Raw genomic sequence first — 25,156 nt, forward strand, 5'->3', positions numbered from 1 at the left:
TCCGGCCGCCGCCCCGGCCCGCAACCCGGCCATGGAAGGGGAGGCCGAGGCCTACCTCGAGGACGGCATCCTCGACGTCGTCATCGCCCGTGGCCCCGTCTACCGCCCCACGCCCACCGGCGCCTGACCGTCCAGGCAGAGGAGAACAGCGACACGTGAACGCATTCCAGCAGCTCAAGAGGTTCAGCGACGTCTGCGAGGACGTCGCCGGACGGCGCGGCATCCCGATCTGCGTGACCGTGGTGGACGAGCACGGGCACCCGGTGATGCTGCGCCGGATGCCGGGTTCGCCCGTGCTGGCACTGGAGATGGCCGAGCGGAAGGCCTACACGTCCGTAGTCATGGGGATGGAGACCAACGCCCTGGCCGACCTCGTCCAGCCCGGTCAGCCGCTGTTCACGCTGACGTCGTCGTCCAGCCGGCTGGTGGCGTTCGGTGGCGGCTCGCGGGTCGAGCTCGACGGCCAGGCGTTCGGCGTCGGCATCTCGGGCGGTACCACGCAGGAGGACATGGAGATGCTGCGGGACGCCCGCCTGGAGTTCGGCGAGGGGGAGTGGGCGCCGGACTCCATGTCCTGACCCTCCTCACCGCGGGAGCGCACCAGCCGGGCAGCCGCTCGGCTGGTGCGCTCCTGCGCGTTACCGGAACGGCCGGAGCCGAAATTCGCTCGGTCCCGGCGTTGACAGGATGGACCAACCCCTGCAAAATATGCGTAGGCACTGCACATGTTGCACTTTCTAGGACATGCCTTTCCGACCCGAGGAGCTCCATGAAGACCGTGGTGTGTGTGAAGCAGGTGGTCGAGGTGTCCGCCTTCGTGGAATTCGACGAGCAGGGCACGGACGTCGACCCGGCGTTCAAGGAGCCCCAGCTCAACGAGGCGGACACGTACGCGGTGGAGGAGGCCCTCCGCCTGCGCGAGGCCGCCGGCCAGGGCGAGGTCGTCGTCGTGACCGCCGGCGAGGCGGGGGCTGAGGAGGCGCTCCGGGCCTGCCTGGCGATGGGGGCCGACCGCGCGGTGCGGGTGGCCTGCGAGGGCGACGCCCAGCACGACCCGCTGCGCGTGGCACGGGCGCTGGCCGGCGCGGTGCGCGCGGAGGAGCCGGACCTGGTGCTCTGCGGCGTCCAGTCCTCTGACGCGGCCCAGCAGTCGACCGGGCCGGCACTGGCGGCGGCGCTGGACCTGCCGTGTGTCAGCGTCGTCACGAGGGTGGAGGCGGACGCCGGCGCCGCCACCGCGAGGCTGCACCGGGAGTTCGAGGGCGGGCTGGTCGAGGTCGTCGAGGTCGAACGGCCCGCCGTGCTCACCGTGCAGACCGGCCTGAACACGCCTCGGTACGGCAGCTTCAAGGAGAAGCTGAAGGCCAAGAAGGCCGCGATCCCGGTCGTCCAGCCGGAGGACGTCGGCCCGGCCGGAGTGACGGTGCGGCGCATGTACGTCCCGGACGTGAGCGGCGGGCGGGGCGTCGAACTGATCCAGGGTGGTCCCAGCGCGGTGGCCGAGCGCCTCGTGCGACTCGTGCGAGAGGTGAACTGATGTCCGGAGTGCTCGTGCTGGCGCAGGTGGTCGACGGTCACCTGGAGGACCCCACTGCTGAGCTGGTGACCGCAGCTGCCGCCCTGGGCGGCCCGGTCACGCTGGGCATCGCGACGGCGGACCCGGCCGCGGTGCTCGACCAGAGTTCGCTGGACGGCGTGGACGCCGTCATCACGGTCCGCACCCCGAGCCCCGGCTTCTCCGCGGAGGTCGCTGCGGCCGCAGCGAGCGCGATGGTCGGCCGCCTCTCGCCGGACGTGGTCCTGCTCAGCCACTCCATCCGCTCGGCCTCCTTCGCCGCCGCCCTGGCCGAGCGGGCCGGGGCGGGATTCGCCGCCGACGTGGTGGAGCTGCGGCGGGAGACCGACGGCACGCTGGTCGCCGTCAAGCCGGTCTACGGCGGCAAGGTCCTCGCCGAGGTGGCCTTCCCGACCGGAGCCCCCGCGGTGGTGCTGTGCCGCACCAACGTATGGCAGGCGGCCACCCATTCCTCCGCGGCACCGGCGGCCACCGAGCTGGACCCGGTCGACGTCACCCCGCGCGTGCGGCACGTCGAGTACCACGCGCCGGAGAGCACGGTCGACCTCAAGCGCGCCGACGTCATCCTGAGCATCGGCCGCGGCGTGGGGACGCAGGAGAACGTCGAGACCTTCGCCCGCCTGGCCGACCGGCTCGGCGCCCTGCTCGGCGCCTCCCGGCCGCTGATCGACGCCGGCTGGGTCCCCGCCGGTCACCAGGTCGGCCAGACCGGGGTCACCGTCAAGCCCAAGGTCTACCTGGCCTTCGGCATCTCGGGTGCCGTGCAGCACCTCGCCGGGATGCAGGCCTCAAAGCTCATCGTCGCCGTCAACTCCGACGCGAGTGCTCCCATCTTCAGGATCGCCCACATCGGTGCGGTGGCCGACGTCCATGAGGTCGCCGAGCAGATGGAGGCGCTCCTCGCGGGTAACGGCGGATCCGCGTGACGGGCCAGGACGTCGGCGAGGCGCCGGAGGCGGCCACGGTGGACCTGGCCGCGATCCGGGACTGGGCGGCCGCCGTGCTCGTCGCCTCCGGTTTGTCCGCCGAGGACGCCGGACCCGTCGCGGACAGCCTCGCCTTCGCTGAGTCCCGCGGGGTGGCCACGCACGGCTTCCTGCGCCTGCCGACCTACATCGCCCGCATCAAGCACGGCGGGATCAGCCGGGAGGCGCGCGTCACCACGGTGCTCGACCAGGGCGCGCTCGTGGTCATCGACGCGGGGCACGGACCCGGCGCCCGGACCGGGCTGCTCGGTGCCGATCTCGCCGTCGAGCGGGCCAGACGGTTCGGTGTCGGGTGCGTGATCGCCCGCAACGCGAGCCACTTCGGGGCCTCGGCCTTCTTCACCGAGCGGATCGCCGACAAGGGGTTGCTCGGGGTCGCCCTCTGCAACACCGAGGCCGTCATGTGCGCACCGTTCGGCGGACGGCCCGTGCTGGGCACCAACCCGATCGCCCTGACGGTGCCGGTGCCGGAGGACCGCCGTCCGCAGCTCGACATGGCCACCACCACCGTCAGCCAGGGCAAGCTGATCATGGCCGAGCAGGCCGGGGAGGACATCCCCCTCGGCTGGGCCGTGGACGCCCGGGGGAGGCCGACCACGTCGCCGACCGCGGGATTGGCCGGCGCACTGCTCCCCAGCGGCGGGCCGAAGGGCTTCGGACTCGCCTTCGCGGTGGACGCACTCCTGGCCCTCGGGGGCTCCGAGGTCAGCCCCGCGGTCTCCGCGCTCAACGGCGACCACTCGGTCCACCAGCGTCTCGGGCACTTCTTCCTGGCCATCCGGGCCGACGGGGCCGAGGGGCTGACGGGGTACCGCCGGCGCATCGAGCAACTCGTCGACGCCGTGCACCGCAGCGGCCTGGACGGCGAGACCCCCATGGTGCCCGGGGAGCCCGAGCTCGCCCGTGTCGCGGCGGGCAGCGGCCGCGTCCACCTCCGCGAGGAACTGCTCGCCGTCCTGTACCCCCTGGCCGCCAGCACCGGCGTCCCGCTGCCGTCGCCGGCGGACACCGCCCGGCCGGCCACGTCCGTTTCGACCTCGTAGGAGACTCCATGGCCAAGATCCGGCAAGTGCGCACCGACTACTACCGCGTGCCGCTGGAGACGGTACTCAGCGACAGCACGCACGGGTCCATCCCGCACTTCGAGTTCGTGACCGTGCGCATTCTCGACGCGGACGGCGTCGAGGGGAGCGGGTACACCTACGCGGTGAACTCAGGCGCCGCGGCGTTCAAGGTCCTCATCGAGGACTACCTCGCCCCGGCTCTCGTGGGTGGGGAGGCCGACGCCGTCGAGAAGCTGTGGCAGGAGATGTGGTGGGCGGTCCACTACTCGGGCCGCGGCGGGCACGCCACCTCCGCGATCTCCGCTGTGGACGTCGCACTCTGGGACCTCAAGGCCCGTCGGGCGCAGCTGCCGCTGTGGCGACTCTTCGGGGGCTACGACCCCAGGGTGCCGGTCTACGCCGGCGGTATCGACATCGATTTCTCGATCGAGCAGCTGCTGGCCCAGGCGGACCGCTTTCAGGGAGAGGGCCACCGCGCCATCAAGATGAAGGTCGGCCGGCCGAACCTGCGGGAGGACGTGGAGCGGGTCCGGCGGATGCGCGAGCACCTCGGCGACGACTTCCCGCTGATGGTCGACGCCAACATGAAGTGGAGTGCCGACCAGGCGATCCGCGCGGCGCGCCAGCTCGAGGAGTTCAACCTCGTCTGGATCGAGGAGCCGACCATCCCCGACGACGTCATCGGCCACGTCCGGGTCGTGCGGGAGGGCCGGACACCGGTCGCGACGGGGGAGAACGTGCACACCCTGCACGAGTTCGCGAACCTCATCACGGCCGGGGCGGTCACCTATCCCGAGCCCGACGTCACCAACTGCGGGGGCATGACCGTCTTCCGGAAGGTCGCCGCGGTCGCGGAGGCGCACAACCTCCCGGTGACCTCGCACGGCGCCCACGACCTCACCGTGCATGTCATGGCGGCCGCGCCGAATCGGACCCTCATGGAGGTCCACGGCTTCTCGCTCGACCGCTACGTGGCCGAGCCGATGCAGGTCGTGGACGGCTTCACCGAGGCATCCGAGCGTCCGGGCCACGGCATCGAGCTCGACTGGTCGGCGCTGGAGGCGCACCGGCCCTGACCCGAGGCCGGTAGCGGAGGACGTAGTACACGAGAGCGGCGTGGGCCCACGGCCCACGCCGCTCTCTCGCCTCCACGGATCGTGGGGTCACGCGGGCCTCGGGCCGGCCACCACCTGAACGGCCGAACGTGGACGACGACACCTCCCAGGTCGTCTCGCCGACCGGGTCGGTGGCCCGGCCGCCGTCGGGACGACGCGACTCGGCGTCCCCCGGCACAGGGCTGCCTGCCCCTCCACGGTTCCCGTGAGACGGCCGAGTGCGGCAAGGCATCCATCGACGTGACCCGACGCGGTGACGTCCCGCTGAGTGGTGGAAGTAGTCCTCACCGTGCTGGTCAGCGGTGGGGTGACTATGACGCGACCAGGGCCGGCTGCGCCACCTCCTTGGCCGGGGCGGGCCGGTTGAGCAGGGCCATGGAGCCTTCGGAGAGGTAGCGGCGGTCGGAGACCTGCCATTCGTCGTGGGCCTCGACCAGCACGGCGCCGGCCAGCCGGAGCAGGGCGGCGGGGTTGGGAAAGACGCCGACGACGTCGGTGCGCCGCTTGATCTCCTTGTTCAGCCGCTCCAGCGGATTGGTCGACCAGATCTTCTTCCACTGCCCGAGCGGAAAGCCGGTGAAGGCCAGCAGGTCGTCGGCGGCGTCCCGCAGCATGGCTTCGACCTGCGGGAACTGGCGGCCGAGCATGCCGGCGATGACGTCGAGCTGGGAGCGCACGTGCTCGGCGTCGGGCTGGGCGAAGATGGTGCGGATGGCGGCGGCGACCATCTCGGCGTTGCCCTTGGGGACGCGGGCGAGCAGGTTGCGCATGAAGTGCACCCGACAGCGCTGCCAACTGGCGCCAAGCAGCACCGCGGCGATCGCGGCCTGCAGGCCGGTGTGCGCCTCGGAGATGACCAGCTGGGTGCCGGTCAGGCCGCGGGCCTTCAGCGTGCGCAGGAACGCGGTCCAGAAGGCGCCGTCCTCGCAAGTCGCCGACGGCGAAGCCGAGCACCTCGCGGTGCCCGTCGGCGGCCACGCCGGTGGTGATCACCACCGCCTGGGAGACCACTCGCCGGTTGACCCGCGCCGTGCAGTAGGCCGCATCCAGGAACACGTACGGGAAGGCGGTCTCGGCCAGGCTCCGGTCGCGGAACGCGACCACCTCCTCGTCGAGATCGGCGCAGATCCGGGAGACCTCGGACTTGCTGATGCCGGTGTCGGCGCCCAGCGCGCGCACCAGGTCGTCGACCTTGCGGGTGCTCACCCCGTGCAGATACGCCTCCATCACCACCGCGAACAGCGCCTGATCGATCCGCCGCCGGCGTTCCAGCAGCGAGGGGAAGAACGACCCGGCGCGCAGCTTCGGGATGCGCAGCTCCAGATCCCCGGCCGTGGTGGTCAGAATCCGCGGCCGCGAGCCGGTGCGCTGGGCGGTGCGGGCCTCGGTGCGCTCGTGCGGGCCGGCCCCGATCACCGCGGTGAGCTAGGCCTCGATCAACGCCTGGTAGATCGTGCTGGCCGCCGAGCGGATCCGGTCGTTGACATCGGCGGCCTTCAGTGCCTCCAGCACCTCGAGCAGGGCAGACTGGTCCAGGGCCATCGTGTGCTGTGTCCTTCCGCGAGAACCATTGGCGTGGTCTCGCTGACCATCACACGATGGCCCCCTCGCGTGATCACTCACGCGAGCGGTGACCTGGACTTACACCACCAGCGGGGACGTCAGCCCCGACGCTCGGTGTGCGCGGCGTGGACGGCCGGCGTGGACCGCGGCGGGAGGAACTGCTCCCGATCGCGGCGGAGCAGAGCTGCATCATCTGCGGCAGCCGGAACTGGCGCTTCGTGCACCTGCTGGTGCAAGCGCCGCAGTGGGTGCAGGCGTTGCCGTGGGATGCCGACTGGTTCGTCGCGCTGTGCGACCCGTGCCACGAGCGCCACGAGTCCGGCGATGACGCCGGCTGGGCGGCGGCACACGAGAGGCAGGACCGTGGCACGTCCGAGCCGCCGCTGTACCGGGAAGGGGTGCAGCGCACCCCGTAGGTGCGGTTTACTCCCCCGCGCCGCTGACGGCCGGCTCCTCGTGCTCTGCCCTCACACCTCCACCGGAAGGGGGGCCTGCTGAGCCAAAACCCCGGCTGTCTGCCGTGGAGGAGCCGGTCGACCGGGGTGCGGCCCCGTCCACCCCGTCGACGAGGAAGCGATCCGCCCCCGCCACGAGAGAGCGGGTCGCCCGGAACTGCTCGAGGGCGACCCGCTCCGACGCCGGGCGCTCAGCGGCGCCCACGGACCTCAGCTGTAGACCGGTCCGACCTCGGTCAGCGCGGCGGCGGCGTCGTCCGCGTCCACCAGACGGAAGTCCAGGACCTCGTCAGCGACCTCGTCCCCTCGGGCCACCGCCACGCACGCCTCCAGCGCGGCCCGGGCCTCCGGGACGGGGTTCTGGAAGACCGTGGCGTCGACGGTGCCGTCGCTGATGGCCTGGAGCATCTCTGGGATGCAGTCCACGCCCACGAGGTGCAGGCCCGCATCGGGCCCGGTCTCCACGCCCCGAGCCTCGGCCGCCGAGAGAGCGTCCAGCACGATGTCGTCGTTGTTCCCGACGATGATGTCCACGTCGGGGTTCTGCGCGAGCAGGTTGGTCGCGACGGACTCCGCCTTGGCCCAGTCGAAGTCGTCGCCTGCTCAATGATCTCCACCTGGTCGGGGCCCAGGCCGGCCTCGTCGAGGGCCTGCTGGAAGCCCTGGGCGCGGGACGTGTCCGCGGGGTGACCGATGATGCCGCGCAGGTACATCACCGTGATCTTCGGCTTGCCGGTCTCTTTGTACTGCTGCGCCACGAACTCACCCAGCAGTTGCCCGGACTGCAGTTGGTTGTAGCCGACGAACCCCTACACCGGACGCGGGCGCCATCCCCTGCCGCGCTACCGCACCCCGCCGGTCGGCCTGCGGGCGCACGTGCTGGCCGCCGGCCGCGACGCCGCAGTCGAGGTGACCTGGCGGCAGGGCTCCCGGGGGCCGTTGACCTCGCACTTCGTGGCGCTGCGGGTCCGCCCGGCCGGGCGCAGGCCCACCGCCCGGCTGGCCGCCGACGGCTCGCTGCCGGCGGCGTGGCTGCTGGCCGAATGGCCGCCGGAGCAGCCCGAGCCCACCGACTACTGGCTGGCCACCCTGCCCGCGGACACGCCGCTGGCCGAGCTGGTCCGGCTGGCCAAGATCCGCTGGCGGATCGAGCACGACTACCGCGAGCTCAAGACCGCCCTGGGCCTGGACCACTTCGAGGGCCGCACCTTCACCGGCTGGCACCGCCACGTCACCATGGTCACCGCCGCCCAGCTGTTCATCACCCTGCTGCGGACCAGCCCAAAAGCGGCTGCGCCGGTCTGAGCCTCTACGCGGTCCTGCACGAACTGCAGACCCTGCTCGCGACCTGGACCGGCACCTGCATCGTCTGCGGACACCCCGCCGACAGCCGGGCTCGAGCGCCGACCTAACGAAGCACTACTAGTGGGACGCCTGGGAGACGAGCAAGGCAGGGAGCGCCGGGATGGACCGATGTGGCCGCGTGCGTCCGGACCACCGGTGTCTTGGCGGGCGGCGGCTGAGGGCGTCCATGGGACGTGCGAGGACCTCCGGGGGCGGGGCGTAGCCGTGGTTGCCCCGTGCCTCCGGAGGTCGTCTCGGCCGGCCGGCCCGCCGCAGGAGCCGCCGGCCGCCGTCTACCGCCGGGACGGCTAGAAGAGGGCGAGCGGGTTCAGCGGGGAGCCGGTGCCTCCGGGCAGTCGCAGCGGTGCGAGCACGCAGCAGAACTCCCAGCGCCCAAGCTCGGCGCACACGCGCGTGACGTCCTCGAGGTTGACGTTGTCGAGTAGCGGCATGCCCATCGCGGTGAGCGCCAGGACGTGGATGGGGGACTGCACCCCCTCCACGGGGCTGGGGCGTGCGTCGCTGTCGCCGTCGCTCCCGAGCACGGCCACGTCGTGCGCGTGCAGCCACGCCATGGCGTCGGGGTGCAGACCGGCGCTGGAGTCGGAGGGGTCCCAGGGGCCCAGCTCCCTCCTGCGTCGTCGGGCGCCGGTCCGCACGAGGACGACGTCCCCGCGCCGCAGCCGCAGCCCGGCGGCCTCCACGGCCCGCTTCAGGTCCTCGGCGTGCAGGGCCATCCCCGGCTCCAGCCACGGGACGTCGCGCAACCGGGGCGCGTCGATGAGCACACCCCGGCTCACGATCCCGGCCGATGCGGTGAGGACCGAGCCGAACGAGCTGCCCGCGCTCGTCACGCACTCGGCGGGGTCCACGCCGTTGTACAGGCTCCCCCGGTAGATGCAGTGGCACAGCGCGTCGAGGTGCGTCACCGACTTGCCGTGGAAGGCGGTGCCGACGAAGTCGGTGTTGATCCGCGGCTCCCCGGCGCCCAGATCGCCGCGCTGGGTCATGAAGTGGAGCGCGGGGGTGTGGTTGTCCGGTGCGGGGTGGACGTCGAGGTCGTGCGCCATGCTCACCGTCCGGCCGTCGCGGACGAGCGCCGCGGCGGCGGCCGCCTCGACGGGGGTCACGAGGTTGAGGGTTCCCAGCTGGTCGCCCGCCCCCCAGCGGCCCCAGTTGCGCACCGCGGCGTAGACCGTGTCGAACTCCTCGGCGCTGACTGTGGTGGCGGTGTCGGAGCCCATCAGGAGGCCGCTGGCACCGGGAAGATGAGCAGCTCGGCCTCGCCGTCGATGGCGCACACCCCGTCGCTGCGCGTGACCGTGGTCTGCACGTACACCCGCGACTTCTCCTCGCTCTTCCCGGTCACGACTGTCTCGACCGTGATGGTGTCGCCGATGAAGACCGGGGCGCGGAACCGCAGCGACTGCCCGACGTAGGCACTCCCCGCGCCGAGCAGGTCGGCCAGCGTGGCCCCGATGTAGCCGGCGTGCAGCATCCCGTAGGACAGCCGCGAGCCGAAGTGCGTGGTGCTCGCGAACTCCTCGTCGAGGTGCAGCGGCCCGCGGTCGCCGATGATGCCGGCGTAGAGCACGACATCGGCCTCGGTGATCGTGCGCCGCCACGACGCGCGGTCACCGACGGCGATGTCCTCCATGGTCTTGATGGTCACGGGTGGTCCGGCCTCCTGTCGCAGGGTGGGTGGGGAGCTGGTGGAACTCAGCGCTGGACCAGCTCGCGCAGCGAGATGCCGGCGGCTTTGCGGTCCCAGGCGCCGTCGGCGACGCCGGCGGTGCGCAGGGCGGCCTTCTGCGCCTTGCCTGTGGGGGTACGGGCGACCTCGGGGACGAACGCGAGGTAGCGCGGGACCATGAAGTGCGGCAGCTGCCCGGCGAGGTGTTCGAGCAGCGCCTCCGGGGTCAGCTCAGCGCCGTCGGCCGGGATCACATAGAGCTGGATGTCGTCGTCCCCGTCGAACTCCGACGGCACGCCCACCGCCGCGCACTCCTTAACCTGCGGGTGGGTCAGCGCGGCCGCCTCGATGTCGTACGAGGAGATGTTCTCGGCGCGGCGCCGGATCCGCTCCTTCGCCCGGTCGACGAAGTAGAGGTACCCCTCGTCATCGACGTAGCCGAGGTCCCCGGTGTGGAACCAGAGGTTGCGCCACGCCTGCAGCGTTGCCTCGGGGTTGCGCAGGTACCCGGCCATGATCGTCCAGGGCGCCCGCGGGCGGACCACGATCTCGCCGGTGCGCCCAGACTCCACCTCCTCGTCGGTGTCGGGGTCGACGATCCGCAGATCGAAGTGCTCCTCGCGGACGCGGCCGCAGCAGCCCAGCCGGAGCGGCTCGGCGATCGGCTGCCAGACCGGGACCGTCACCTCGGTCATGCCCCAGGTCTCGATCCCCCGGAGCCCGAACCGCCGCTCGAAGTCAAGGGCGATCTTCGCCGGGAACGGCGAGGCGATGATCCGGGTGACGGGGTTGTCCACGTCGTCCGGCCGCTCGGGCTGCTTGTGCAGCATCTCCACGAGCGGGCCGTGCACGTGGGACAGGGTGGCCCCGTACTCGCGTACTCGGGCCAGCCACGTCTCCGCGCTGAAGCGGGTGTCGATGACGACGGTGCCGCCGGTGATCATCGACCCGAGGATCGCCATGAACTTCCCGGCGACGTGGAACAGCGGGATGAAGCAGAAGTGGACGTCGTCCTCGGTCATCGCGGCGCCCTCGACGCCCAGCCGGGCGAAGAGCGCGACCTGGGCGTGGGGCATCATCACGCCCTTCGACGGGCCGGTCGTACCGGAGGTGTACACGACCGAGGCGATGTGGTGCGGGCGCACCGGCCGGTCCGGCGCGCGGCCGCCGTCGCCGAGGACGTCCTCGAAGGCGACGACATCGATGCCCGGCAGTGCCGGCCGGTCCACCGCCGACGACCCGAACACCACGACGGTCTGCAGATGGGTCAGCGTGTCGCGGACCTCGGCGAGTCGGGAGAGGTGGGCCTCCTCCACGAACATCGTTCGCGCCTGGGAGTTCTGCAGCGCGTGCGTCAGGGACTGGCCGCGATAGGCCGGGTTGATGGCCACCTCGACGGCGCCGGCCAGGTGGATGCCCAGCCACGTGCAGATGGAGTCGAGGGAGTTGTCGGCCATGATCACGACGCACTCGCCGTGCTCCACGCCGGCCGCCACCAGGCCGTTGCCGATCGAGCAGGCGCGCGCATACGTCTCGGCGTAGGTGACCGAGGGGCCTTCCACGAACCGGAGAAAGGGGCGGTCCGCGGACTCCTGTGCGCGTGTGCGCAGGACGTCCGGGAGCACCTGGTCGAACAGCATGGACATCGGGGGATCCTCTCGCTGGGGCGTGCCGGCCGATCGTCGAGCGGCGGGTTCAGCGCCCGATGGCCGTCATGTCGGCGTAGCGGTCACCTCGGACGTCGGCACTGAGCTGGTCCAGCGACGCGAGGTGTTCGGCGCTCAGGGTGATCCCCTCGGCGGCGGCGTTGGTCTCAAGGTGGGTGCGCCGCTTCGTGCCCGGGATCGGCACCACGTCATCGCCCTGCGCCAGTGTCCAGGCGAGTGCCACCTGCGCCGGCGAGCACCCCAGGTCGGCCGCGACCGCGCGCACCCGCTCGACGAGGCCGAGGTTGTGGTCGAGGGCGTCGCCCTTGAAGCGCGGGTCGTTGCGTCGGTAGTCGGCGTCACCGAGGTCGGCGGTGGTGGTGATGCCGCCGGTGAGGAAGCCACGGCCCAGTGGGCTGTAGGCCACGAAGCCGATGCCGAGCTCGCGGCAGGTGGGCAGGACATCCTGCTCCACGTCCCTGCTCCACAGGGACAGCTCGCTCTGCACCGCGGCGAGCGGGTGCACGGCGTGGGCCCGGCGGATGGTGTCCGGCCCGGCCTCGCACAGCCCGATGTGGCCGACCTTGCCCGCCTCCACGAGGCCGGCCATCGCGCCGACCGTCTCCTCGATGGGCGTCTCGGGGTCTACCCGGTGCTGCCAGTAGACGTCGATGTGGTCGGTCCCGAGCCGCTGGAGCGACAGGTCGCAGCTCTGCCGGACGTACTCGGGGCGGCCGTTGACGCCGAGGTGCTGTCCGGTCGAGGCCCGCACCAGGCCGAACTTGGTCGAGAGCACGACGCGGTCGCGCACGTCCCGCAGGGCGTGACCGATGAGGGCCTCGTTGGCGAAGGGGCCGTACACGTCCGCCGTGTCAAAGAACGTGATGCCGAGTTCCACCGCGCGGGCCAGCGTCGCGCGGGACTCCGCGTCGTCGAACTCGCCGTACTGGCCGGACATGCTCATGCAGCCCAGCCCGAGGGCCGAGACCTGCAGGTCGGTCCCTAGGACCCGTGCTCTCATTGTGTGCCTCCTCGTCGGGGGTGACCGCGCTGGATTTTCCGGTCGGACTACGGCAGCGGGTGCACCCGCTCGACGACACGGACCTGCATGGCCTGGATGAACCGCTTCGGCTCGTCGCCGATGACGGCCTGTCGCTCGTCGGACTCGTAGTAGCGCTTCTCCTGCTCCTCGACGGAGCCCTCTCCGGTGAACGTTCGGACCCAGACGAACTGGGAGCGCTCCCGGTCCACCCAGGCCGCGTAGGCCGGCATGCCGTGCTTGTCGTGCATCGGCACGACCTTGGCCTGGAAGAACGCCAGCCACTCGTCCATCAGGTCGCGCTTGATGTCGTAGATGCGGAGCTGGGACGGCACGGAGGCCCCCTTCGCGGGTCGCTGTGGGTGATGTAGCGCGTGTCACAAAGACGCTTGCGTTTCTTCATCATGTGCAGCTACTGTGCACATGTCGCAGCATAGGGATGCCGCGGAATGCGGTCAAGGACACATCCGAGGGAGGAGCAGGGGTGAGCGTCAAGCACGACGTCGGTGCAGCCGACCGCTTCGACTTGGTGTCCCTGGGGGAGACCATGGCGGCGTTCATCCGCAACGGCGAGGACGGTCGCTACCGGCTGGCCGCGATCGGTGCGGAGTCCAACGTGGCGGTGGGCATGGCCCAGCTGGGCTGCCGCACGCGCTGGATCTCCCGCCTGGGCGCAGACGAGCTGGGCCGGCACGTCGCCGCCGCCGTGTCCGGCCACGGGGTCGATCTGCAGGTGGAGTGGGACGAGACCCGGGTCACCGGCGTCGCGGTCAAAGAGGTGACGCCCGGCGGCACCACGGTGCGGTACTACCGCAGCCAGAGCGCGGCCCGCGCCCTGACCGCCGCGCACGTCCAGGGGGCCGGCCCCACGCGATGGGTGCACGTCACCGGCGTCACGCCGGCGCTGTCCGACTCCTGCGCCGCCCTGGCGGAGGAGGTCGTGGATCGCCGCACCCATCGGGCCGGCCGGGTCAGCTTCGACGTCAACTACCGGCCCGCACTGTGGTCGGGAGCGGCCGAGGCCGCCCGCGTGCTCGTCGCTCTGGCCCGCCGGGCCGACACCGTATTCATAGGTGACGATGAGGCGCGGAGCCTCCTGGGCACCTGCGACGAGGACGAGGTCCGCCGGCGGCTGCTGACTCGCGACGACCAGGAGGTCGTGCTCAAGCGCGGCGCCGGCCCGGCCAGCCTGCTGACCGGGGATGCGGTCGTCACCGAGCCCGCGCGCCCGGCGTCCGTGGTCGACGTGACCGGCGCCGGGGACGCCTTCGCGGCCGGCTACCTTGCGGCCTCCTGCTGGGGCTGGGCGCCGCGGGAACGGCTCCGCCTGGGCCACTGGCTCGCCACCCGCGTGATCGCGGTCGACGGCGATCTCGCCCCTACGCTCACACGGTCCGAACGGGACCGCCTGCTCGACGCGGTCCGTATGCCCCCACCCGGTGAGGAACGCACAGCATGAGCCAGACACTTGAGCGCGCCCTGACCATCCTGCACTCCGTCGCGGAGCAGCCCCGGCACATCGGCGAGGTGGCCGCCGTTCTCGGGGTCCACCACTCGACGGCGCTGCGGCTGTTGCACACCCTGCGCAAGCACGGCTTCGTCGCCGAGCTGCCGGACCACCGCTACCGCCTGGGGGCGGCGACCTTCCGGCTGGCCTTCCAGGCGCTGGAGGGCATCGACCTGCGCGAGACCGCGCACCCGGCGATGCAGCGGCTGAACGACAAGACGGGGGAGACGATCCACCTCGCCACCCTCGAGGGCGACAACGTCGTCTACATCGACAAGGTGGAGGCCCAGCACCCGGTCCGCATGCACTCCCGGGTCGGCGCGATCGCCAACCTCCACTGTGCCGGGGTCGGGAAGGCCATCCTCGCCTTCCTCCCGGAAGAGGAGCGCCAGGACCTGCTCGCCGATCGCGCGCTGACCTCACGGACCGAGCACACCCTCACCACCGTGGACGCCCTCGAGGCGAATCTGGCCCGGGCCCGGGAGCGCGGCTTCGTCCTCGACGACGAGGAGAACGAGATCGGCATCCATTGCGTCGCGGCGCCGATCTTCGACGGCACCGGTGCGGTTGCCGGGTCGGTGAGCATCTCCACGCCGATCAGCCGAGTCGACGACGAGACGCTCCTGGGGTTCGCGCCGGCGCTGCTCGAGGCCACCCACGAGATCTCGGAGGAATTGGGATGGCGGGGACCGTGACCTTCCGGAGCGTCGCAATCCTGCGTGGCCACGACCCCGGCGAGACGGCCGCGATGGCCGGCCGGAGCTGGGAGATCGGAGTCGATCTCGTCGAGGTCCCGGTCCAGGGGGACCGCGGGTGGTCAGCGCTCGAGAGCGTTGCGGCGTGTGCCGCGGGTCGGCCGTTCGGCGCGGGGACGGTTCTGACGGTTGCCGACGTCGAGCGGGCCCGGGACCTGGGGGCCTCGGTCGTCATCAGCCCCGGCATCGACGCCACGGTGGTCGAGGCGACGCTCCGGGCCGGGCTGCTTCCGCTGCCGGGGGTCATGACCCCGACCGACGTCGGCGTGGCCACGAGGCTCGGCCTCACCACCTGCAAGATGTTCCCGGCCACCGTACTGGGCACCAGCTGGCTCGGCGCGATCCGGGGCCCCTTCCCGGCGATGCAGTTCATCGCCGTGGGCGGCATCGACTTGGGCAACGCGGCGGAGTACATCGCCGCCGGCGCGGCCGGCGTGGCCTTCGGGAGCAGCATCGCCGGCCTGCTCGTCCAGCCCGGTCCGGAGCGCGCCCTCGCGGCCCTCCACCGGCGGCTGGGCCCGGGCGCCGGCAGGGAACCCGCCGTCGTGCGGGACGGCCGCGATGGCGTCCCCTCATGAGCTCGGCTGCCAACACCTGCAACGCGACTGGAGGGGCTCCGTTGTCGACGCCGATCCATCCCCGTGGCGACCACCCGACGCCGCTCGTGGCCCTCGAGGGGGTCGTCAAGACCTTCGGGACCGTCCAGGCACTCAAGGGAGTGAGCCTGGAGGTCCTGCCCGGTGAGGTGCACGCCCTCCTGGGGGAGAACGGCGCCGGCAAGTCGACCCTGATCAAGATCCTCTCCGGGGTCAACAGCCGGGACGAAGGCAGCCTCCGGATCGACGGCGAGGAGGCGACCTTTCGGTCCCCGGCCGAGTCCCGGGCGGCCGGTCTCGCCGTCGTCTACCAGGAGCTGAGCCTGGTGCCGAGCCTCTCGGTGGCCGCCAACCTGCTGCTCGGCCGCGAGCCGCGCAACGCGCTCCGGTTCGTGAAGCGGCGGGAGCTGATGAACCAGGTGACCAGCTTCCTTGACGCCTACGGCATCGACCTCGACCCGCGGGCCCGGGTCGAGGACCTGGCCTTCCCGTACCGGCAGATGACCGAGATCTGCAAGGCGCTGATGGGGGACGTCCGCGTCCTCGTCCTCGACGAGCCGACGTCGGCCCTGTCCGGCGGCGAGGAGGAGGTCCTCTTCGAGGCCATCCGCCGGGTCACGGCGCAGGGCGTCGGCGTCATCTACGTCACGCACCGGCTCAACGAGGTCTTCCAGATCTCCGACCGCGTGACCGTGCTCCGCGACGGGTCGAACGTCGGGACGTTCCGTACCGCGGAGACCGACATGAAGGCCCTCGTCGCGGCGATCGTCGGCCCCGGCCACGACTCGCTGCGGCGCGGGGCCGAGGCCGCGGAGTCCGAGGTGACCGAGGCGCCGCGCGTCGCTCCCGCACCCCCGCCGTCCGGCCCGCCGGTACTCGAGCTCTCCGGGGTCACCAACGACCGGCTGCGCGGGGTCGACCTGGTGGTGGCGCCGGGGGAGATCCACGGCCTGGCCGGCCTGGTCGGCAGCGGCCGGACGGAGATCCTCCAGACGGTGTTCGGCCTGCGCAAGGCCGTGACCGGTGAGGTGCGCATCGGGGGCCAGGCCCGGCGGCTGCGCGGTCCGCTCGACGCGATCCGGCTCGGCTTGGCCATGGCGCCCGAGGACCGCCACGTCGAGGGGCTGGTGCTCGACCAGTCGATCGAGCGCAACCTCGCCCTGCCCCGGCTGCGCGAGCTGTCCCGGGCCGGCTGGTTCCGGCGGGGCGCCTCGCGGGAGCGGGCCCTCGCGGCGATGCGGGATCTGTCGGTCAAGGCGCCGGCCCCGTCGACCATCGTCGGGAACCTGTCCGGGGGCAACCAGCAGAAGGTCGTCTTCGCGAAGTGGCGCGACCCGCGGCCCTCGCTCCTCCTGCTGGACGAGCCCACGGTCGGCGTCGACGTCGGAGCCCGCGAGGAGATCTACGACGTCGTCCGTCGCACGGTGGCAGAGGGCTCCGCGGCGCTGGTGGCGTCCTCGGACCTCGTCGAACTACTGCTCATCTGCGACCGGATCTCGATCGTCGCCGACGGTGTGGTCGTCACGACCCTGCACCGAAACGAGATCGGCAACGAGGAAGACCTGCACCACATCATCCAGCAGCCCCGTGCGCGTTCCCAGGAGGCCTCATGAGCCACACCCTCACGCCGGCCACGACACCGGCCCCGGCCTCGCAGCAGGCCACCGGCCGGAGCAGGATCAAGGCGCTGGTCGCCGGGGACAAGCCGTACGTGCTCTACCTGGCGTTCGTCGTGCTGCTGGTGGCGTTCAGCATCTCCTCGCCGGTCTTCCTGTCGGTGGACAACTTCCTCAACATCGGGCGCCAGACGACACTGGTGTCGATCATCGCCGTGGGCATGACCTTCGTGATCGTGTCGGCCCAGATCGACCTGTCCGTCGGTTCGACGCTCGCCCTGTCCGGCATGGTCGCGGCCCTGGCGATGCAACACGTCTCCAACAACTGGCTTGTCGGAGCGGTCGGCGGTCTGGTCACGGGAGGCCTGGTGGGCTGGGTGAACGGCGTCCTGACGGCGCGACTGCTCATCCCCTCATTCCTGGTCACACTCGGGATGCTCGGCGTGGCGAGGGGCGTCTCCCTGCTGCTGACGAACACGAAGCCGGTCGTGATCACCAACCCCGAGTACTTCGCCATCTTCGGTGAGGGCTACATCGCCGGGATCCCGGCGCCCATAGCGTGGACGATCCTCGCCTTCGTCGTTGGCGGACTGCTCCTCCACGGCAGCAGCTTCGGCCGGCGGGTCTTCGCCACCGGCGGCAACGCCACCGCTGCCCGCTACTCCGGCATCAACACCAAGCGGACCACGACGACGGCCTTCGTCCTCACGGGCATGCTGGCGGGGCTCGCCGCCCTCGTGCTCACCGCCCGGTCCCACGCCGCTCGGCCGGACTTCGCCGCCGGTCTCGAGCTCGACGTCATCGCAGCGGTCATCCTCGGCGGCACCAGCCTGTTCGGGGGGCGCGGCCTGATCCTCGGCACACTGCTGGGCAGCCTCATCATCGGCGTCCTCAACAATGGCCTGGTCCTCCTCGGCGTCAGTTCAGCCCTCCAACTGATCATCAAGGGCGTCATCATCGTCGCCGCGGTGGCCTTCACCCGGCGGTAGACGGGTCGCGCCGGACCTCCTCGGCGCATTCCTGGCCCGATCGCACCTGCAATTCCGTTTCCTCACGCGATTCGTCGTGGCTCCACCCTGCCCTGGAACTGTCCGCACACCCCGTGTCGATTGGAGTACGTCGTGAGTTCGAACAGACGGAAGACCCTGGTCGGGGCGTCCGCCTCGTGCCTCCTGCTTTTCTCCGCCGCCTGTTCCAGCGGAGCGGCCACCGAGTCCGCAGCCCCTGGGGCCGAGGCACTCGACCCGTCGGAGATCGGGCCGGACTCGATCGTCGGGCAGGGCCCGGACGGCGCAGCGGCGGCATCGGTGGACGACATTCAGCTCAGCGACGCCGACGCCGAGAAGGTGCGAGCGGGCAACTTCGAGGTCGCGCTGGTCATGCACACGGAGAACCTGGACTGGTCACAGCTGCAGATCCAGGGGATCCGGGACACCCTCGACAAGTACGGCGTCCGGATCAGCAACATCACCGCTGCCGAGTACGACGTCAGCAAGCAGGTCTCCGACATCGAGAACGTCATCCAGCAGCGGCCCGACGGCATCATCAGCATTCCCGTCGACAACACCGCAACCGCGCCTGCATACGAGCAGGTCCAGCAGGCGGGCATCAAGCTGGTGCTGATGGACAACGTGCCCCAGGGTCTGGTCCACGGCGAGGACTACGCCTCGATGATCTCGGCGGACAGCGTGGGCAACGGCCAGATCGCCGCGGAGATCCTCGCCTCGTACGTGCCCGACGACGGCGCCGTGGGGATCATCGACTTCGGCATCGACTTCTTCGTGACCAACGAGCGCACCCGGGGCGTCGAGGAGTGGCTGGCTGAGAACCGGCCGGACATCACGATCAAGGAGACAGCCTTCACCGACCCGTCCCAAGCCGGCCAGGTGGCCGGTGACTTCCTGACCTCGAACCCCGACCTGGACGGTTCCTTCACCGTGTGGGACGCGCCTGCGCTCGACACGCTGTCGGCCATGCGGGCAGCGGGCAGCGACGTCCCGCTGACGACGATCGACCTCGGGCTGGAGACGGCGATCGAGATCGCGAGCGGCGGTCCGCTGAAGGGCCTGGGAGCCCAGCGTCCTTACGACCAGGGCGTGGCGGAGGCGCTGGCCATGATGCAGGCGCTCATCGGGAACGAGACGCCGGCGTGGGTCGGTGTCCAGTCGCTGCCCGTCGTCCAGGCCAACGTGCTGGAGGCCTACGAGACGGTCTTCCACGAGGCTCCCCCGCAGGAGCTGGTCGACGCCTGCGAGGCCGCCGGTTCGGCCTGCGGCTGACTCCGAACGCGTGCCGGGTGGGTCAGGTCCTGCGTGACCTGACCCACCCGGCACGACATCCCCCGGCGTCCAGCCGGGGATCACAACCCGACATGCGAGGAGAGCAAGGTCATGACCGAGTTGACGCCCGGGCTTTCGTTCACCATGGAGCGGCTGGTGGAAGAGCGGTACTGCACCCGCCGGGGTGAGTACCAGATCTTCTCCACGCCGGACCTGGTCCTGTTCATCGAGGAGACCGCGATCGAGGCAGTGACGCCGCTGCTCCCCGCGACCCAGTCGACGGTCGGAACACGGATCGATGTCGCGCACGTCGCCGCGACGCTGCGGGGCCAGACAGCGAAGGCCACGGTCACGGTGACCGAGGTGGACCGACGTCGACTGCTGTTCGACGTCGAGGTGAGCGACGAGCAGGAGGTCATCGCGAAGGGCACCCACGAGCGGTTCATCGTCGATCTGGACAAGTTCGGTGCGCGGCTGGCCGAGAAGGCGGCATCCGTCGGCCGTTGATCCTGCTGGCTTGCCGGTGCTCACGGGAACCGCCAGCTCGCCCGAACGCACGACGACGACCTCGGTGATGCCGGCGCGGACAATTGGCGATGGTCTGGTCTCGGTGCCAGTGACGGCCGAGAGCAGAGACGAGGTCGGTGACCTCCTCGACGCGGCTCGCGATGTTCGATGTTGGTGTCACGTCCAGGCGGGTGAGTTCCTCGACCGGTTTTGCAGCGCTGAGCGTGTCGATGAACCCTCTGCCTGTGAATTGCATGGCTGTCGTCCGGCTTTGGCGTGAGGGCGGCCACCGCGTGATGCTTCGGAGTTGCGAGCTTCGAGCGATCCACGGTGGCCGTGATGTGAAGTGATCCCCGCCGGCTGAACACTTCTTCGCCCGACGGGGGTCACTTCGGAGGACTGTCGTCTGCGGATGATCGCGGCGCTGTCCTGGCCGCGTGTTGCCACCATGGGATGAGAGTGCCGGCGGTTCCATGGGCAATCCGTGTGGGTGCGTGAACCATGATCGCCATGGCCAAGAAGACTGTCGTCACCCTGGTCGACGACTTGACCGGCGAGCCGGCCGACACCACGGTGCGCTTCGGCCTGGATTCCCGCGAGTACGAGTTGGACCTCACCGATGCGAACGCCGCGAACCTGCGGGACGCGTTTGCTCGCTACGTCGCCGCCGCTCGCAAGGCTTCGGGTAACCGTCGCGCTCCGGCCGCTGCGGAGAAGCCGGCCACGCCCTTCAGCGGTTTCGACCCGGCCGCGGTCCGCGCCTGGGCCGCGTCGAACGGCTACACCGTGTCCGCTCGCGGCCGCATCAGGGCCGAGGTTCTGAAGGCGTTCCGCGCCGCCGGAAACTAGATCACCTAGAGCACACACCGACGCGGCTGGGATCCCAGCGGGACGTCGGGTCTTGTGTGCGTCGTGCGCCTGGCCCCTGTGGGCAGGACGCCTAAGGCCGACGGGGGGCAGCCGTCGCTGAGCGACTCGCCGGCCGGTTGGCTCGGGAAATCGGGTCACCGCCTCCGACCATGCGACGGGTCGTGATCAGGCGGCCTCGGTCCTGGTCCGAGGGGGAGCTGTGGCGACGGTGCGGATCGCGACGTCGACACGACCTGGAGAACTTCGATGAGACCGGCCCGGGGGAGCGGCCCTCGGTGAACGAGCGGAGGGCGTTGATGCGACTGCAGATCACGCGGCTGCTGGAGTCGTCGGTCCTCATCGCGTCGCTCCGCCCAGCCCAGCGTGACCCACATGCGCGAGCAAACCGGCGTCTTGTCAACGGCGGGCGAAAACTGGCCCCGTAGCGGCCCCAAACGCTCCCGTGCGGGCTGTCAACGGCGGGCGAAAACTGGCCCCGTAGCGGCAGATGAAAGTTGACCCCCTGGTGGTCATGCGTCGTCGGTGGTGGCCGCCGTGGTGCGGCCGAGGTCGCGGTTGTGGAGTCGGTAACTGTCGCCCTTGAGGGCGATGACCTCGGCGTGGTGGACGAGGCGGTCGATCATGGCGGCGGCGACGACCTCGTCGCCGAAGACCTCGCCCCAGCGGCCGAAGGGCTTGTTGCTGGTGACGATCAGGCTGGCCCGCTCGTAGCGGGAGGAGACCAGCTGGAAGAACAGGTTGGCGGCCTCGGGCTCGAAGGGCACGTAGCCGACCTCGTCGACGACCAGCAGCGGATAGCGGCCGAGCCGGCGCAGCTCGTCGTGCAGGCGGCCGGCGTGGTGGGCGTCGGCCAGGCGGGTGACCCACTCGGTGGCGGTGGCGAACAGCACCCGGTGCCCGGCCTGGCAGGCGCGAATGGCCAGTCCGGTGGCCAGGTGGGTCTTACCGGTGCCGGGCGGCCCGAGCAGCAGCACGTTCTCCCGTTCGGTGACGAAGTCCAGCGTGCCCAGGTGCGCGATCAGGTCTCGCTTGAGGCCGCGGGCGTGGTCGAAGTCGAACTCCTCCAGGCTCTTGCGGGCCGGGAAGCGGGCGGCGCGGATGCGGCCCTCCCCACCGTGGGACTCCCGCGCGGAGACCTCCCGCTGCAGGCAGGCGATCAGAACTCCTCGTGCGACCAGGCCTGTTCGCGGGCCCGCTCGGCCAGCCGCGGCACCGCTTCGCGCAGCGTGGGGGCCCTTAGCGCGCGGGTCAGGAACGCCACCTCCGCGCCGAGGTCGCGACTCACGCCACGCCTCCGTCGGTGAGGCCGAGGGCGGTGTCGTAGTCGCTCAACGGGCGGATCTCCACTTCGCCGGCGGGCGGGGCGGGGCGCAGCAGCCCGAGGCGCTCGGCGCGCAGCGCGCGGGCCGCGGCGACGTGCTCGTCGGTCGAGATCGTCTGGTGGCGGGCCCAGACCCGGTCGTGGTCGGCTACCAGCCGGCCGTCGCAGAGCGCCCGCACTCGATCCAGGTCGGCGACGACCTCAATCCGGCGGCCGATCACCGCCGGGTGCACCGAGTAGTCATTGCCGTCCAGGCGCAGGTAGTGGTCCCGGGCCAGCCGCGTTGAGGACCGCCAGCCGGTAGCCGGGGCGACCGGCGGCAGCGGCAGCATCCGCTCGAGGTCGGCGGCGATCCGCTCGGTCGGTGCGCAGCCCAGCGCCCGCCGCGGGCGGGTGTTCACCAGCCCCAGCCAAGAGCTCAGCTGGGCGTTGAAGTCGGCCGGTCCAGTGAAGCTGCGGCCGGGCAGGAAGGAGCGCTCCAGGTAGTCGTGCAGCCGCTCGACCAGGCCCTTGGCCTCCGGATCGGCCGGTCGGCAGATCAGCACCTTCGTCGCCAGGGTGCCGCGGAAGCCGGAGCAGGCCGCGGTGAGCTCGCTGCGCCCGCCGCGCCAACGGCCGATCGCGCCCTCGCCGTCCCAGACCAGCACCCGCGGCACCGCCCCCAGCCCGGCGAGCAGCTGCCACCACCCGGCGAACAGATCCTCCGCAGCGCGGGAGGGGATGAGCACCGCGACCGCCCAGCGGGAGTAGCCGCACACCATCGTCAGCACCGGCAGGTGCGTGGCCGGGCGGGTCTGGCCGAAGCCGACCGGGAGCGTGATCGGCGGGAACCACAGGTCGAACTGGGCGATCTCGCCCGGGACGTATGCCGTCCGCGACGCGGGATCGGGTGGCAGATAGACCGGTCGCAGCTCGGCCACCCGGTCGCGCAGCACCCGAATCGACCGATCCCAGCCGATTCGCTCGGCGATCACCGTGGCCGGCATCGTCGGAAATGCCTGCAGCAGCTCCCGGATCCGCGGCTCCACCTCATCGACCACCGACCCGCGCAGGGCTCGTTCGTATCTCGGTGGGCCGTCGCTGCGCAGCGCGGCCTTCACCGTGTTCTTTCGAGATCCCCATGACCCGCGCGATCACCTTGATCGGCATCCCCTCGGCCCGGTGCAGCCGCCGGATCTCCGCCCAGTCCTCCACTGCCAGCACCCGCTCCCTCCCCGGCTCGGCTCGAGCCAGGGTCTCGGAGGGGGTCAGTTTTCGGTTGCCGCCAGGGGGTCAGTTTTCAGGCGCCGTCGACACGGGCGAAGTCCACGGCACCGCCATGGCTGTCGCACAGGTGGTCGCAAGAAGCCGGAGGATGTCAACCCAGGACTGCCAACCACTGGCTACACCGTGAACGATGTCGGGGGACCGGTGTTAACGGTGTCCCGCGACATCCCTAGGTGGAGCGGGTGACGGGAATCGAACCCGCATGGCCAGCTTGGAAGGCGGGATCCGTCGGTCCATTTGTGCTGCTCGGCTTGCTGTGGCCTCCGGCTCTGGCTCGTGACCCACACATGACCCAGGGGGTCGGCGTGACCCACGCGTGACCCACCGCGGCAGGTGTTCGCTACTGCCTCGCTCGGCGGGGTCGCCCTGAAGGCGGCTTCAGGGATAGATCGTGTTCCTGAAGCCGCCGGGCGCTGATCAGCGACGCGGCTCGGGGATCTCCGGTGTGCGGAGGGTTCGGAACGCGGCCCGCACCTCTGCGGAGAAGAGATTCGGCTCCTCCCAGGCGGCGAAGTGGCCGCCCCTGTCGACCTCGTTGAAGTAGGTGAGGTTGGGGTAGCTCCTTTCGGCCCAGCTGCGCGAAGTACGCCAGATCTCACCAGGGAAAGTGGTGAAGCCGACCGGAACCGAGACCTCAGGAGGAGCCTGGCCGGACGCCTGGGCTGCGGCCACGAACCGTCCGAACTCCCAGTACCACCGGGCGGCCGAGGCCCCGGTGCCCGTCAGCCAGTACAGCGTGATGTTGTCGACGATGTGCTCGCGCGTGAGGTTGCCCACGGGCTGCCCGTCGAGGAAGGCGCGGGAGATCTTGTAGTAGCTGTCGGTGTCGTGGTCGAGCATCCAGGCCGCCAGGGCGACGGGTGAATCCAGCAGGGCGTAGCCGATCGTCTGCGGCCGATTGGTCATCTCCAGGAAGTAGGCGAAGCTGGTGGCCTGGAACTCGGCGAGCGCAGCCGCAGCCGCGCGTTCTTGCTCGGACTCCTCCGGCGGGGGGTCGGCCAGCACCGTCACGAGAAAGTTCGTGTGGATGCCTACCAGCCCCTCGGGTGCCTGGCGGGCCATCACATCAGTGACGATGGCGCCCAGATCGCCGCCCTGCGCGACGTAGCGGGTGTAGCCGAGGCGGCGCATCAGCTCCGCCCAGGCGAGCGCGGTGCGGCCGGCGTCCCAGCCGAGCTCGGCGGGCTCGCTGGAGAAGCCGTAGCCGGGCAGGGACGGCAGCACGAGGTCGAAGGCGTCCTCGGCACGTCCGCCGTGCGAGGTTGGGTCGGTGAGCGGGCCGACGGTCTCCAGCAGCTCGATGACCGAGCCGGGCCAGCCGTGCGTCATGATCAGCGGCAACGCGTTCTCGTGCCGTGACCTGACGTGGATGAAGTGGATGTCCACTCCGTCGATCTCGGTGGTGAACTGCGGCACCGCGTTCAGCCTGGCCTCGACCCGGCGCAGGTCGTAGTCGGTCGCCCAGTAGCGGGCCAGCGCCTGCATCGTCGCCAGCTGCACGCCCTGGGAGCGGTCCTCGACCAGCTCCCGGGAGGGCCAGCGCATCGCCGCGAGGCGGCGGCGCAGGTCGGCCAGCGCCTCCTCCGGGACCTCCACGTGGAACGGACGGATGCCGGCTCGTTGTTCGACTGTGGTCATGGCCTGTCCTCGATGCGGATGCGGGGGAAGTCGCAGACCGGGACGGAGCCGCGAGCGCACAGCAGCACCGGCGGGGATTTGGGCTTCCAGGACGTGACCACTCTGGCCCTGGCCATCGGGGTGGCAGTAGAGACGAATAGCCCATCCCGGCCTGTCGGCACGCTCTCGCTGAGGGCGGCCAGGTGTCCCTGAGTGGGCCGCTCTGGGACAGATGGCGGCTTCAGAGACACGGAGCGCGCGCTCACTGCGGGGCTTCCCCGCCTGGACGCAGGCTCTGACCCGTGCATCCTCTGAGTCGCACGAGGACATCTCGGACACAG

At 71.0% G+C, this 25,156-nt stretch carries 20 protein-coding genes and 5 pseudogenes; 15 read left to right on the plus strand and 10 right to left on the minus strand.

Going from position 1 to position 25,156, the window contains the following annotated elements:
- Positions 1-155 precede the first annotated feature (155 nt).
- The 5 genes from ACI782_RS12675 to ACI782_RS12695 all read left to right on the plus strand — a co-directional run bounded on the left by ACI782_RS12675 (position 156) and on the right by ACI782_RS12695 (position 4,702).
- Entirely contained in the window at positions 156-578 is a 423-nt protein-coding gene (locus tag ACI782_RS12675) for a GlcG/HbpS family heme-binding protein (RefSeq protein ID WP_456909660.1), read from the plus strand.
- A 191-nt stretch (positions 579-769) separates the two neighbouring features.
- Positions 770-1,537 carry an electron transfer flavoprotein subunit beta/FixA family protein gene (locus tag ACI782_RS12680; RefSeq protein ID WP_456909662.1) on the plus strand — a complete coding sequence of 256 codons (768 nt, stop codon included), beginning with the start codon at positions 770-772 and terminating at the stop codon, positions 1,535-1,537.
- Positions 1,537-2,502: an electron transfer flavoprotein subunit alpha/FixB family protein gene (locus ACI782_RS12685; protein WP_456909664.1), complete on the plus strand. Its 966-nt coding sequence runs from the start codon at positions 1,537-1,539 to the stop codon at positions 2,500-2,502. The genes ACI782_RS12680 and ACI782_RS12685 overlap by 1 nt, the downstream gene beginning before the upstream one ends.
- Positions 2,499-3,605 (plus strand): Ldh family oxidoreductase, encoded by a 1,107-nt coding sequence (locus tag ACI782_RS12690; protein WP_456909666.1) that lies wholly within the window; start codon positions 2,499-2,501, stop codon positions 3,603-3,605. The genes ACI782_RS12685 and ACI782_RS12690 overlap by 4 nt, the downstream gene beginning before the upstream one ends.
- Before the next feature lie 8 nt (positions 3,606-3,613).
- On the plus strand, positions 3,614-4,702 hold the full coding sequence (locus tag ACI782_RS12695) for a mandelate racemase/muconate lactonizing enzyme family protein (protein ID WP_456909668.1): 1,089 nt from the start codon (positions 3,614-3,616) through the stop codon (positions 4,700-4,702).
- Between the two features lie 350 nt (positions 4,703-5,052).
- Here ACI782_RS12695 and ACI782_RS12700 read toward each other — a convergent pair.
- Positions 5,053-6,283, minus strand: a pseudogene (locus ACI782_RS12700) (IS256 family transposase).
- A 137-nt stretch (positions 6,284-6,420) separates the two neighbouring features.
- On the opposite strand from ACI782_RS12700, the gene ACI782_RS12705 reads away from it, so the two are divergent.
- Positions 6,421-6,720 (plus strand): hypothetical protein, encoded by a 300-nt coding sequence (locus ACI782_RS12705; RefSeq protein ID WP_456909670.1) that lies wholly within the window; start codon positions 6,421-6,423, stop codon positions 6,718-6,720.
- 249 nt (positions 6,721-6,969) lie between these two features.
- Here ACI782_RS12705 and ACI782_RS12710 read toward each other — a convergent pair.
- Positions 6,970-7,335, minus strand: a pseudogene (locus ACI782_RS12710) (substrate-binding domain-containing protein); the annotation flags it as partial.
- Positions 7,336-7,566: 231 nt separating this feature from the next.
- On the opposite strand from ACI782_RS12710, the pseudogene ACI782_RS12715 reads away from it, so the two are divergent.
- A pseudogene (locus ACI782_RS12715) lies at positions 7,567-8,064 on the plus strand (transposase); the annotation flags it as partial.
- Positions 8,065-8,411: 347 nt separating this feature from the next.
- Here the strand turns inward: ACI782_RS12715 and ACI782_RS12720 are convergent.
- From ACI782_RS12720 to ACI782_RS12740, 5 genes are read right to left on the minus strand one after another with little or no spacing between them, the layout of a single operon-like run.
- A complete protein-coding gene (locus tag ACI782_RS12720) occupies positions 8,412-9,347 on the minus strand; it encodes a cyclase family protein (protein WP_456909672.1) in 936 nt (311 codons plus the stop codon).
- Positions 9,347-9,775 carry a MaoC family dehydratase gene (locus tag ACI782_RS12725; RefSeq protein ID WP_456909674.1) on the minus strand — a complete coding sequence of 143 codons (429 nt, stop codon included), beginning with the start codon at positions 9,773-9,775 and terminating at the stop codon, positions 9,347-9,349. The genes ACI782_RS12720 and ACI782_RS12725 overlap by 1 nt, the downstream gene beginning before the upstream one ends.
- Before the next feature lie 47 nt (positions 9,776-9,822).
- Positions 9,823-11,442, minus strand: coding sequence for an AMP-binding protein (locus tag ACI782_RS12730; RefSeq protein WP_456909676.1), 1,620 nt, complete (start codon positions 11,440-11,442; stop codon positions 9,823-9,825).
- A 49-nt stretch (positions 11,443-11,491) separates the two neighbouring features.
- Positions 11,492-12,463 carry an aldo/keto reductase gene (locus ACI782_RS12735; protein ID WP_456909678.1) on the minus strand — a complete coding sequence of 324 codons (972 nt, stop codon included), beginning with the start codon at positions 12,461-12,463 and terminating at the stop codon, positions 11,492-11,494.
- A gap of 47 nt (positions 12,464-12,510) precedes the next feature.
- Entirely contained in the window at positions 12,511-12,816 is a 306-nt protein-coding gene (locus ACI782_RS12740) for an NIPSNAP family protein (protein WP_456909680.1), read from the minus strand.
- Positions 12,817-12,965: 149 nt separating this feature from the next.
- Between ACI782_RS12740 and ACI782_RS12745 the strand changes: the two genes are divergently transcribed.
- The 8 genes from ACI782_RS12745 to ACI782_RS12780 all read left to right on the plus strand — a co-directional run bounded on the left by ACI782_RS12745 (position 12,966) and on the right by ACI782_RS12780 (position 20,590).
- On the plus strand, positions 12,966-13,940 hold the full coding sequence (locus ACI782_RS12745) for a sugar kinase (protein WP_456909682.1): 975 nt from the start codon (positions 12,966-12,968) through the stop codon (positions 13,938-13,940).
- Entirely contained in the window at positions 13,937-14,683 is a 747-nt protein-coding gene (locus ACI782_RS12750) for an IclR family transcriptional regulator (RefSeq protein WP_456909684.1), read from the plus strand. The genes ACI782_RS12745 and ACI782_RS12750 overlap by 4 nt, the downstream gene beginning before the upstream one ends.
- Positions 14,668-15,321 (plus strand): bifunctional 4-hydroxy-2-oxoglutarate aldolase/2-dehydro-3-deoxy-phosphogluconate aldolase, encoded by a 654-nt coding sequence (locus tag ACI782_RS12755; protein WP_456909686.1) that lies wholly within the window; start codon positions 14,668-14,670, stop codon positions 15,319-15,321. Before ACI782_RS12750 ends, ACI782_RS12755 begins: the two co-directional genes overlap by 16 nt.
- 41 nt (positions 15,322-15,362) lie before the next feature.
- On the plus strand, positions 15,363-16,952 hold the full coding sequence (locus ACI782_RS12760) for a sugar ABC transporter ATP-binding protein (protein WP_456909688.1): 1,590 nt from the start codon (positions 15,363-15,365) through the stop codon (positions 16,950-16,952).
- Complete coding sequence (locus ACI782_RS12765; protein ID WP_456909690.1) at positions 16,949-17,944, plus strand: ABC transporter permease; 996 nt, start codon at positions 16,949-16,951, stop codon at positions 17,942-17,944. Before ACI782_RS12760 ends, ACI782_RS12765 begins: the two co-directional genes overlap by 4 nt.
- 132 nt (positions 17,945-18,076) lie before the next feature.
- Positions 18,077-19,234: a substrate-binding domain-containing protein gene (locus ACI782_RS12770; RefSeq protein WP_456909692.1), complete on the plus strand. Its 1,158-nt coding sequence runs from the start codon at positions 18,077-18,079 to the stop codon at positions 19,232-19,234.
- Between the two features lie 111 nt (positions 19,235-19,345).
- Complete coding sequence (locus ACI782_RS12775) at positions 19,346-19,741, plus strand: thioesterase family protein (protein ID WP_456909694.1); 396 nt, start codon at positions 19,346-19,348, stop codon at positions 19,739-19,741.
- Positions 19,742-20,251: 510 nt separating this feature from the next.
- Positions 20,252-20,590: a histone-like nucleoid-structuring protein Lsr2 gene (locus tag ACI782_RS12780; protein WP_456909696.1), complete on the plus strand. Its 339-nt coding sequence runs from the start codon at positions 20,252-20,254 to the stop codon at positions 20,588-20,590.
- Between the two features lie 530 nt (positions 20,591-21,120).
- On the opposite strand, the pseudogene istB reads toward ACI782_RS12780, so the two are convergent.
- From istB to ACI782_RS12795, 3 genes and pseudogenes are all read right to left on the minus strand, one after another.
- Positions 21,121-21,896 (minus strand): annotated as a pseudogene (gene istB / locus ACI782_RS12785) (IS21-like element helper ATPase IstB).
- A pseudogene (istA, locus tag ACI782_RS12790) lies at positions 21,893-23,135 on the minus strand (IS21 family transposase). Before istA ends, istB begins: the two co-directional pseudogenes overlap by 4 nt.
- Before the next feature lie 480 nt (positions 23,136-23,615).
- Positions 23,616-24,836: an epoxide hydrolase family protein gene (locus tag ACI782_RS12795; RefSeq protein WP_456909698.1), complete on the minus strand. Its 1,221-nt coding sequence runs from the start codon at positions 24,834-24,836 to the stop codon at positions 23,616-23,618.
- Positions 24,837-25,156 lie beyond the last annotated feature (320 nt).

It is taken from the genome of Geodermatophilus sp. SYSU D00703, from assembly GCF_054050155.1.

Bases quoted from the DNA above. Each gene is read 5' to 3' on its own strand.
- ACI782_RS12730 (WP_456909676.1), bottom strand. From the start codon at position 11,442: ATGTCCATGCTGTTCGACCAGGTGCTCCCGGACGTCCTGCGCACACGC.
- ACI782_RS12795 (WP_456909698.1), bottom strand. From the start codon at position 24,836: ATGACCACAGTCGAACAACGAGCCGGCATCCGTCCGTTCCACGTGGAG.
- ACI782_RS12695 (WP_456909668.1), top strand. From the start codon at position 3,614: ATGGCCAAGATCCGGCAAGTGCGCACCGACTACTACCGCGTGCCGCTG.
- ACI782_RS12780 (WP_456909696.1), top strand. From the start codon at position 20,252: ATGGCCAAGAAGACTGTCGTCACCCTGGTCGACGACTTGACCGGCGAG.
- ACI782_RS12685 (WP_456909664.1), top strand. From the start codon at position 1,537: ATGTCCGGAGTGCTCGTGCTGGCGCAGGTGGTCGACGGTCACCTGGAG.
- ACI782_RS12750 (WP_456909684.1), top strand. From the start codon at position 13,937: ATGAGCCAGACACTTGAGCGCGCCCTGACCATCCTGCACTCCGTCGCG.
- ACI782_RS12755 (WP_456909686.1), top strand. From the start codon at position 14,668: ATGGCGGGGACCGTGACCTTCCGGAGCGTCGCAATCCTGCGTGGCCAC.
- ACI782_RS12775 (WP_456909694.1), top strand. From the start codon at position 19,346: ATGACCGAGTTGACGCCCGGGCTTTCGTTCACCATGGAGCGGCTGGTG.
- ACI782_RS12680 (WP_456909662.1), top strand. From the start codon at position 770: ATGAAGACCGTGGTGTGTGTGAAGCAGGTGGTCGAGGTGTCCGCCTTC.
- ACI782_RS12765 (WP_456909690.1), top strand. From the start codon at position 16,949: ATGAGCCACACCCTCACGCCGGCCACGACACCGGCCCCGGCCTCGCAG.
- ACI782_RS12735 (WP_456909678.1), bottom strand. From the start codon at position 12,463: ATGAGAGCACGGGTCCTAGGGACCGACCTGCAGGTCTCGGCCCTCGGG.
- ACI782_RS12720 (WP_456909672.1), bottom strand. From the start codon at position 9,347: ATGGGCTCCGACACCGCCACCACAGTCAGCGCCGAGGAGTTCGACACG.